The following is a 3363-nucleotide window of genomic DNA, read 5'->3' as shown; positions in this document are numbered from 1 at the left end:
GAAATTCAGTGTGTATAGATAAATTTCTCATTAAATAAGCAGGGCAGTGAAGAAAAAATTTAAATAGGAGTGAAATAACAGATATATGGAAATAAAAGAGAGCGTAAAATATCTTGTGTAAATGCATAAAAGATTTCTGAATTGTATAGAAATAGGGAATGCCTTCCCTTATGATATTTAGTAACCACAGAAAACATCACAGGAGGCATTCCCCATGAATGAACTTACCACAGAAATTATCGCTGCACTAGCCCAAAAGCAAGATTTGGACGAAGTTTTTCGTCACCACCTCGAAATTGCGATTAACCAGCTGCTTCAAACCGAATTGGCAGAGTTTTTGGGTTACGAACGCTACTCATACGCTGGGATTAACACTGGTAATAACCGCAACGGCAGTTATGAGCGCTCGTTTGATACGAAGTACGGCCAACTTAACTTAACCATTCCTCGAGATCGCAATGGCCGGTTTGAAAATCATACCTTGCCAGCCTACGGTCGGCACAGTGACATCTTGGAAACAACGGTTATTCAGCTATACACCAAGGGAATTACCACCACCGAAATCGCCTAACTCATTGAGAAAATGTACGGTGCTCATTACTCCAAAGCCACGGTTTCCAACACGACCAAAGTCGTTGATGAACAAGTTCAAGCTTTCCAGCAACGGCGACTGCCTTCGCAATATGCGGCCATCTTCTTAGATGCCAATTACCTGCCTTTAAAGCGGGACACCGTCCAAAAAGAAGCGGTTCATTGTATTCAACCAACTTGATTGCGAACTTTAACAAGCATCTCAAACGCAACCCCAACCACAAAGAACAATTTCCAACGGAAGATTCACTCAATCGATTCCTGATTTCTCAGTTTAATGTCTACAACGAGAAGTCCATGAAGCGAATCCATAGCGGATTTAAAGGAATTCAGGACACCCTGGAATCATCCTTTATTTAAATTAACTACATATTATATGTACGGAGGCATTTCATTTACACAAGATTCTTGACGCTACCCATATTACTCAATAGATTAATATCAAATGGTGAAAATCAACGAAAAAAGGAGATCTATCAAGCGATCTCCTGCCCAATAAATCTCCTCTTACATAAAGTTATTTATGAACACTGATTTAAGCTAAGCTGCCAATATCACAATCTCACCATCCACTAAATCAGCCTTCAAGTTTTTGACATCTAAGTGGTCAAGGTAGAAATCCGTTACCTTATCACGAATTTGTTGTTCAATTACTCGCCGTAATGGCCGCGCACCCATTGCTTCATCATAGCCTTGTTCCATCAGCCAATCTTTGGCCGCTTTAGTTACCTCAAGTTTGATGGATTTTTGGCTAACGTTTTTGTACATCCGCCAACATCAAATCGACAATTTGACTTAAGTCTTGCTTAGTCAGATGTGAAAATTCCACGATTCCATTAAAACGGTTCAGAAATTCTGGGCGGAAAAATGGTGCTAACTTATCCATTAATGACTGATCTCGTTGCTTGTCACCACTTAATGCTTCATTACCAAAGCCAGCATTAGAAGTAGCAATAATAATCGTATTTTTGAAACTAATGACATTGCCTTGTCCATCCGTTAAGCGCCCATCATCCATCACTTGTAATAGTAACGTTAATACTTGTGGATCAGCCTTTTCAATTTCATCTAATAATACAATGGAATATGGATTACGCCGAACCCGTTCAGTTAGAGTATTAGCATTATCTTCATAGCCTACGTATCCAGCCGAGGTACCAATATTTCGACACAGCTGTACGATCAGCATATTCACTCATATCTAGCCGAATAATCGCATTTTCATTTCCAAACATATCTAAGGCTAATTGCTTAGCTAATTCAGTCTTTCCTACGCCAGTTGGGCCCACAAACAGAAAACTTCCAATCGGCTGATCACCCTCTGAAAAGCCCGCACGGTTACGCCGAATTGCTTTTGCTACCATTTCAACCGCTTCATCTTGACCGATTACCTTACTTTTCAGACGCTTATCAAGATTTTTCAAATGCTCAATATCATTAGCGCCCATATCAGCAACTGGTATACCAGTTAAACGTTCAACCGATTGTGCCACATCATCAATCGTGGCAGTGATTTTTTCTTTTTGATCCGTTTCTTTAATTTTTGCTTGGTTTCCTCGATCGACTTCTTGATATCAGCGGCTTTTTTAAAGTCCTCCGATTTAACGGCGGCCTCCTTAGCTGCCTCTAATTTTTAACGCGTTGATCCAATGTCTCAACATCAGTTTGCGAATTTTTAGCCGCTAAATGAGCCGCAGTCATGTCGATCAAATCGATAGCTTTATCTGGCAAAGTGCGTTGTGGTATATATTGGATTGAATAATCCACAGCCGCCTTCAAAACATCATCTGGTAATACAACATGATGATGCTTTTCGTACAGCTTTTTAACACCTTGTAATATACGTAAAGTGTCAGCGGCCGTCGGTTCATTAATCACAACATCATTGAATCGCCGTGCCAAAGCCGCATTTTTCAAAATAGTATTGCGATATTCATCTTGAGTCGTAGCCCCGATTACAGTCAGCTCGCCACGTGACAAAGCAGGTTTAATGATATCTGCCAATCCCTTGCCACCGTCTTCACCACCAGTGGCACCCGTGCCGATAATCTGATGAATTTCATCGAAGAATAGAATAATATTACCAGCTGCTTTAACTTCCTTTACCAGCTGTTTAATATTCTCTTCAAAAGAACCGCGATATTGAGTTCCTGCTTCCAAAGACGATAAATCAATCGAATAGATTTCTTTATCTTGAATCGTTTCTGGAACTTTACCAGCCACAATTGCTTGTGCCAGACCTTCGACGACTGCAGTTTTACCTACACCGGCATCACCAACTAAGATTGGATTATTTTTCGTTCTACGACACAAAATTTCTGCAGTTTCTTGAATCTCATTCTCACGTCCAATCACTGGATCTAGTAATCCATCACGAGCCTGTTCCGTCAAATTAGTCCCTAACTTTTCTAAAATCCCTCCTTTTTTAACAGCCTGTTCACCATCTTTAGATACTTCTATTGTTTTATTATTTTGAGGTAGCTTACCAGTTGCTCGGTATTGAGCAAACTCATCTGGTGTCAACGATTTTCCATTAACTAAGTACCGTGCACGCTCCGAATTTTGATTATCCATGCGCCGAAATAATTGATTGAAAACATCATCCATATCATTGTTGAAAAAAGGATCATTTTCGTAGAAATTCGCCATAGTACAACACCTCCATAAAATTTACACGTGTAACTTAGTGACCATAATATCCTTTAAAACTTCATCTGATTGTATCACGATTTTGGTAGATTGTAAAATTAATCCGAACGCTGTTCGGATTAA

General features: G+C 39.8%; 2 pseudogenes. One reads left to right on the top strand and one right to left on the bottom strand.

Annotated features, from left to right (window positions below):
* The first annotated feature begins 214 nt into the window (after positions 1-214).
* Positions 215-951, top strand: a pseudogene (locus JCM17471_RS12945) (transposase).
* 180 nt (positions 952-1131) lie between these two features.
* Here JCM17471_RS12945 and JCM17471_RS12940 read toward each other — a convergent pair.
* Positions 1132-3240: pseudogene (locus JCM17471_RS12940) on the bottom strand (ATP-dependent Clp protease ATP-binding subunit).
* Between the last annotated feature and the right edge of the window lie 123 nt (positions 3241-3363).

The organism is Lacticaseibacillus saniviri JCM 17471 = DSM 24301 (assembly GCF_001311785.1).
GTDB lineage: Bacteria > Bacillota > Bacilli > Lactobacillales > Lactobacillaceae > Lacticaseibacillus > Lacticaseibacillus saniviri.
Note: the sequence above shows the minus strand (reverse complement) of the source record. Positions and strands in the feature narration are given on the sequence as shown.